This is a genomic window from Aquimarina sp. I32.4, assembly GCF_002924285.1.
GTDB lineage: Bacteria > Bacteroidota > Bacteroidia > Flavobacteriales > Flavobacteriaceae > Aquimarina.
This window is the reverse complement of record NZ_PGUB01000065.1, coordinates 22,294-28,481: the sequence shown is the minus strand read 5'-3', so window position 1 is coordinate 28,481 and position 6,188 is coordinate 22,294. Positions and strand designations below refer to the sequence as shown.

The window sequence follows — 6,188 nt, the reverse complement described above, 5'->3', positions numbered from 1 at the left end:
ATCAGGTTTGGATTTGACAGTTGCAACTATGGGGCGTATCAAGAAAAGTGATATACAAAAGGCTATTGGAGATCGCATTAATACAAGCCAGACGATTCTTTGCAGTGATGCTCATGTGAGCTATAAAGGCTTTGCTAAAGACCAAAACATAGAACATCATCCACTCAAAGGAATTATAAAACAACGGGTAAAAGACAAAATATACCATATACAACATGTCAATTCTACCCACAATAGAATAAAAAAATGGATTGATAATGCTTTTTGGGGTGTAGCCACTAAATACCTGCAGCAGTACCTAAATTGGTTTAAACTCAAAGAGCAACTCAAAAACAATAAGGATAAGGCGCTGCTATTTGTACAAAAAACTGTCCTAGATGTTAACGCTATAAAGAATTACAGAAATATCGAAGCACAATATCAAAAACTAATATCAACGCAATTATAAACTAGAGCCAATAAAAAAGATCTTATAATACTCTATTATTACTCATTCAGTAAGGTTTTTATGCTTCAAATGAATACTTCATGGACTAACCTCAAACTAATTTATTTTTTGAGAATTGAATCATTTACTAAATGATGTACCATTTTATTTGTAAAACTACTAGCCGCAGATTCTATAGAAGATGGATCAATTAATGAAGACTGCCCAGTCCAGACAATAGTCTCTTTTCCTTTGTATATTTCTTCTTTAAGGTTGTATAAGATGGCTTCTATCAAATATGATTTTGAAGGAACATAATACCTTGGAGCCTAATCGTTTCATAGCGTCTTACTACATATTTCCCTACACTAATTCCTTTGGTAATTATCATGTTGCTAAATATATAAAAAAGAAAACTACCGTTGATTTACGGTAGTTTTCTTAAAAAAAAATGATAAATTATCTATTCTTTTATTCCTTCTAGATCCATCATAAATGCATAATTTAAGGCTGTACGTTTATAACGCTCAAAACGACCTGATGCTCCACCATGACCAGTTTTCATATCACAATCCATAATCAACATATTATCATCAGTTTTGAGTTCTCTAAGTTTTGCTATCCATTTGGCAGGTTCCCAATATTGTACTTGACTATCCCAATAACCTGTAGTAATCATAATATTAGGATATTCTTTTGCTTCTACATTGTCATAGGGTGAATATGATTTCATATACTCATAATACTCTTTATTTTTTGGATTTCCCCATTCATCAAATTCAAATGTAGTTAATGGTATCGTTTCATCCATCATAGTAGAAACTACATCTACAAAGGGTACAGCGGCAACCACACCATTCCATAATTCTGGTTTCATGTTTAGAACGGCTCCCATTAATAATCCTCCAGCACTACCTCCCATTGCATACATATGCTTAGGACTCGTATATCCTTTTTCTACCAAAAACTCTCCACAATCAATAAAATCAGTAAATGTATTTTTCTTTTTTAGTAGTTTTCCATCTTCATACCAATGTCTACCCATTTCCTGACCTCCTCGTATATGTGCTATTGCATATACAAAACCTCTATCTAATAAACTAAGTCTGTTGGAACTGAATGTAGGTTCAGAACTATAACCATATGATCCATAAGAGTATAATAATAGTGGGGTTGTACTACTTTTCTCAATTCCTTTTTTATATACTATCGAGATTGGAATTTTAACACCGTCTTTGGCCGTAGCATATACTCTTTCTGATACGTAGTTATCTTTAGAAAAATTAGGATCTAACACCTCTTGCTCTTTTAGTATTACTTTCTCTTTGCTGTCCATGTTATAATCGATAGTGCTACTTGGAGTAGTCAAAGAGGTATACACATATCGTAAAATATTGGTGTCATAATCAAGATTATCACCCAAATAAGAAGCATATGCAGGGTCATTAAATTCTATATAATGATCGTTGTCTCCATTCCATTTCATTGTTCTTAGAGTACGTAATCCATTTACACGTTCTTGTAGTACCAAATGTTCTTTAAACACTACAAAGCTTTGTAGTAAAACATCTTCTCTATGTGGGATTACATCTACCCAGTTTTCTTTTGTTGTAGCGGTAATTGGTGTTTTTACTAAACGAAAATTTCGTGCATCAAGATTGGTTCTGATATAGAAATGATCTTTATAGTGATCTACACTATATTCTAAATCTTTTTCTCTTGGTTGAATAACTTTCCAATCGTCATTAGGGGTATCTGCACTTACATATCTATATTCTGTTGATAATGTTTGACTGCTACCTATCATTATGTATTTACTTGATCTTGATTTAAATACAAAACAATAATATGTTTCATCTTTTTCATCAAAAACCAATACATCTTCAGATTGCTTAGTTCCCAAAACGTGCTTGTATATTTTATTCTGTCTTAGTGTCACAGAGTCTTTTGATGCATAAAAAACGGTTTTATTATCATTTGCCCATACAATATTACCACTTGTATTTTCAAGCACATCTGGTAATAATTCTCCTGATACTAAATTTTTAAAGTAAATTGTATATCGACGACGAGAAACTGTATCAACACTATAGGCCAGAAGTGTATTATTTGTACTTATTGTACGGGTTCCTACTGCAAAATAAGAGTGGCCTTTTGCTAGCTTTGGTCCGTTGAGGATAATTCCTTCTTTAGCTTCTTTATCATCTAGTTTTTTACGACAATATAAAGCATAATCCATTCCTTTTTCATATCGGGTATAATATGAATACCCGTTATCATTATAAGGTACAGAAGCATCATCTTTTTTAATTCGCCCCACGATCTCATTATACAACTTTTCCTGAATACCTTGTGTATGTTTCATTACACTATCTTTGTAAGTGTTTTCTGCAACTAGATAATCTAATACGTCTTGGGTTTGTGTATCTGGAGTTTCAGCATTTTTTTGTGCATCACTTAAACGCATCCAGAAATAATCATCTACACGTGTGTCACCGTGCGCTTCTAGTTTTTCAGGTATTTTTTTGGCTACAGGAGCTTTTATAGATACCTGTTTTTTTTCTGCCTGTTTTTTTTCTTTGGAACATGCCATAAAGAGTACGGTAGTTATTAGAAATAAATAAATGGTGTTAGTTTTCATAAAATGATTGATCTATTTTAAATCTGCTTATTTGCTTAATGAGTATTGTTATTAATTTGATAAAAATAGAAATTGTATGAATATTCTTTATTTTTTTAACGAAACCTTATCATCCTAACCCCTATTTATTATTAATTAAGGCTTCTAATACTTAAAAAATAATTGATTTTCACTTCTAATGTTAAATAAATACTAATCAAAAACCTTACAAATATTCAATCACTAATTTTTAGTAAATTTCAATACTTATTTACCATTTTAACTAGTTATTTTTCAATTATACCTATCACCAAATAATAATATATTTGAATACGCTGTGTATTCTCTAAATACTATAAACTACTAGCCATTGTGTTATGACAAAAGAAAATTTAATTGAGGTAATGATTTATCATGCTAAAAATCTAACTGATACTGATATTGATATTACAAAAGATACCATTCATAAAGATGTATTGAATCGTGATGTAGGTGTTACTTCATTGCAAGCCAAAAGGTTATATAAAGGATTTATTCGATACACTTTATTGATAAATGATCGAGAAGATAAATCTTGGCCAAAATCATGGTTTGACAAATCATTGGAAAATCTTGCTACTAAATTATTAGACTAATGGATTTAAAAAAAATAACCTTGATTACTATACTGATTCTATGTTTTCAGTATACATCGTATGGGCAGGATGAAAAGCCTATTACTATATCGCTATCAACGATAAAAACAGAATTAAAAAATAATGCAATTAGTTATGCTTTTGATTTTTTTGATAAAAAAATTGATGAAATAGCTACAGAAATGATACAACCTAAAGGATTTTGGTTACTAGCTCCGGATTTGACTATGAGATCAGGAGGAGAAGATGCTTTTTCTAGTATTGATTTACAAGCAAAAGCAACTTATGTTCCTGTAAGAGTTGTAGAGGTTGGAGGAACCCCTACAGGTTGTTCTGAGTGTACTTTACACCTTATTCATTTTGCAGGTGGAGTAGAAACCAATAATGATTTCACTATTCTTAATAGTATTGCAGAGGTTGGGTATGAACCCTTATTTAGTTTTAATAAAAAAATGCCTAAAATCATTAAAGAGACTACTAGTATTGCAATCTTTGCTCAAGGGGGATATAAATTTGATTTTATTAATGCTGATGACATCAATGTGGGTGGAGATAAAGATGAAAGTGAAGAGGATATAGAAGAGCCTATTTTTAGGGCAAAAGGAGTTTTTCTATTTGATAGCAAAAAAATATTTGAATTAGGAACTTTTAAATTTAGCATTGTGGGTGATGCTACAGGATGGTATGATATACTTTCTGATGATTTTTATCACCGTATTGCGGGAAACTTCAGAATGACTTTGACTAATGATAATACCATGGCTATTGATTTGAAATATGAAAATGGTAGTGGTGCTCCCAATTTTAACCAAGGAGATCAGTTTGGACTTGGTTTGACAGTAAAATATTAATTTGTTTTAAAATAACTGTATAAAAAACAGCTCTTGTAGCAATGGTTTACAAGAGTTGTTTTTATATTTTTTTAGATATAAGATATATTAAGATAATCGTTCTCTTATCTGTTGTAATGTATCATTAACAACCAATTTACCATCTATAAATACTGTTTGTAAAAGCCCTTTTTCTTCCTCTACTTTGGTTACCTGATCTTTATAAACAATTTCACCATTTTGTTCGTATAATTGAATACGACCTTTTGCAGATTTTTTGGTACCATCATCGGTTATAGGATCTTTAAAAATTTCTCTTCCTTCTCCGTTTACTTCTACATATGTTGCTTTCATTGCAAATCCAAAAGTATCTCTTGTATTATACTGGTAGGTAAAACTACCGATTCCTAAAACCACATTGGTAGAGGCAAATCCTTTTTGTTTTAGACGTTCACATATTTGTGTTGCTCTTTCTAATGTGATACTATCACCATAAATAGCTCCTATCTTAGGATCAAGCACTTTATAGCCTTGTTTATTTATTGTTCCTCCAAACTCATCCCATAGCAATTCTATTACACCTTTGGCTACAATAGGGTTTTCGTGCTCACAGCCACAGATAATATCTACTGGGTCTCCAGAATCTGGTCTGATTACTAGTTTACCGTCTCGTTGTAATATTTCTTGTTTTAATTGTGGTAAATACTCTGTAAGTACTTTCCATAAATCCCAGGTATCAGATACTACAGACAGTATCCCTGTAGGATAGGTCTTGAGTAGTCTTTTGAATGTTCCTATCTCATCATCTTTACTACCCGCACACATAACACTATGTTCTGTAGCATTCACACTACCTATTACTAATTCTTTGGTTACATCGGCGTTGTAAAAAGTTTCATATGCTTTAGCTACTGGTAGGGTATCACTCCCCGAAAAAGACAATGCATGTCCCATTCCGCTCAATAATGATGACTCTGTACCAGACATTCCTCTCATTGAGAAATCATGACCTTGCCAAGTTACAAATTCCTGATTTGTCTGATCTGTTTCTTTTGCATACTGATTTAGTATTTTTCTATACTGTTTTGCTATGGTTGCAGAAGTGCAGGGTTGCCAGATAATACAAGATAATAGTGTCTCTAGGTAGTTTGTCAACCAAAAAAACTCTGGTTTGGTATTGACCATCGTAAACATAGGTACTCGTATGGGTACTTCTGTGCCTTCTGGTATTGCTTTTATTTCTATAGGTAAATACCCCAAGTCATGCAATGCTTCTATGTGAGCTATATCATAATCAACTCCTAGGTAATGGTCTACATGTTTTTTGTATTCTGCTGTTACTTTTGCTTTGGGTTGTTCAAAAAACTCTTGATTAAATCGTTTGATCAAATATTCTTTGACAAAATATTGTAATCCAAAAAATACTACTTTATCAACTCCTTCTACTCTACTCTTACGTGGTGTCCAATTAGAATATACCAAAGTAGTTCCTTGGGGATATTGTTCTTTGTGACCTAATTTATAACCGTCTGTTAATAGTAATGGATTCATATTAAATTTATTTTGCGTTAATCATACGCAAATATATGTTATTTTTTTAAATCTCAAAAACAAATAGTAGTCTTTTAAATGGTAAATGGTAAAATTTTCTACTTATACTTTTTCACAAGAAGATT

General features: G+C 31.8%; 6 protein-coding genes. 3 read left to right on the top strand and 3 right to left on the bottom strand.

The features are described from left to right. Positions 1 to 448, top strand: a 448-nt coding sequence (locus CVD18_RS14485) for an IS1595 family transposase (RefSeq protein WP_146052785.1), incomplete at its 5' end; no start/stop codon positions are given. A gap of 101 nt (positions 449 to 549) precedes the next feature. Here CVD18_RS14485 and CVD18_RS22630 read toward each other — a convergent pair. Both CVD18_RS22630 and CVD18_RS14480 read right to left on the bottom strand, forming a co-directional pair. Further along, positions 550 to 723, bottom strand: coding sequence for a hypothetical protein (locus tag CVD18_RS22630; RefSeq protein WP_158250466.1), 174 nt, complete (start codon positions 721 to 723; stop codon positions 550 to 552). A gap of 167 nt (positions 724 to 890) precedes the next feature. Next, positions 891 to 3,068, bottom strand: a complete 2,178-nt coding sequence (locus tag CVD18_RS14480; RefSeq protein ID WP_103866153.1) for a S9 family peptidase — start codon at positions 3,066 to 3,068, stop codon at positions 891 to 893. Positions 3,069 to 3,424: 356 nt separating this feature from the next. Here CVD18_RS14480 and CVD18_RS14475 point away from each other — a divergent pair, with 356 nt between their 5' ends. Continuing rightward, positions 3,425 to 3,682 carry a hypothetical protein gene (locus CVD18_RS14475; protein WP_103866152.1) on the top strand — a complete coding sequence of 86 codons (258 nt, stop codon included), beginning with the start codon at positions 3,425 to 3,427 and terminating at the stop codon, positions 3,680 to 3,682. Then, positions 3,682 to 4,533, top strand: coding sequence for a hypothetical protein (locus CVD18_RS14470; RefSeq protein ID WP_103866151.1), 852 nt, complete (start codon positions 3,682 to 3,684; stop codon positions 4,531 to 4,533). The genes CVD18_RS14475 and CVD18_RS14470 overlap by 1 nt, the downstream gene beginning before the upstream one ends. An 87-nt stretch (positions 4,534 to 4,620) precedes the next feature. On the opposite strand, the gene CVD18_RS14465 is transcribed toward CVD18_RS14470, so the two are convergent. Next, complete coding sequence (locus CVD18_RS14465) at positions 4,621 to 6,063, bottom strand: nicotinate phosphoribosyltransferase (protein ID WP_103866150.1); 1,443 nt, start codon at positions 6,061 to 6,063, stop codon at positions 4,621 to 4,623. Between the last annotated feature and the right edge of the window lie 125 nt (positions 6,064 to 6,188).

What these genes read in the sequence shown, in the direction of transcription:
- CVD18_RS14475 (WP_103866152.1), top strand. Translation starts at nt 3,425, where the DNA reads ATGACAAAAGAAAATTTAATTGAGGTAATGATTTATCATGCTAAAAAT.
- CVD18_RS14470 (WP_103866151.1), top strand. Translation starts at nt 3,682, where the DNA reads ATGGATTTAAAAAAAATAACCTTGATTACTATACTGATTCTATGTTTT.
- CVD18_RS14480 (WP_103866153.1), bottom strand. Translation starts at nt 3,068, where the DNA reads ATGAAAACTAACACCATTTATTTATTTCTAATAACTACCGTACTCTTT.
- CVD18_RS14465 (WP_103866150.1), bottom strand. Translation starts at nt 6,063, where the DNA reads ATGAATCCATTACTATTAACAGACGGTTATAAATTAGGTCACAAAGAA.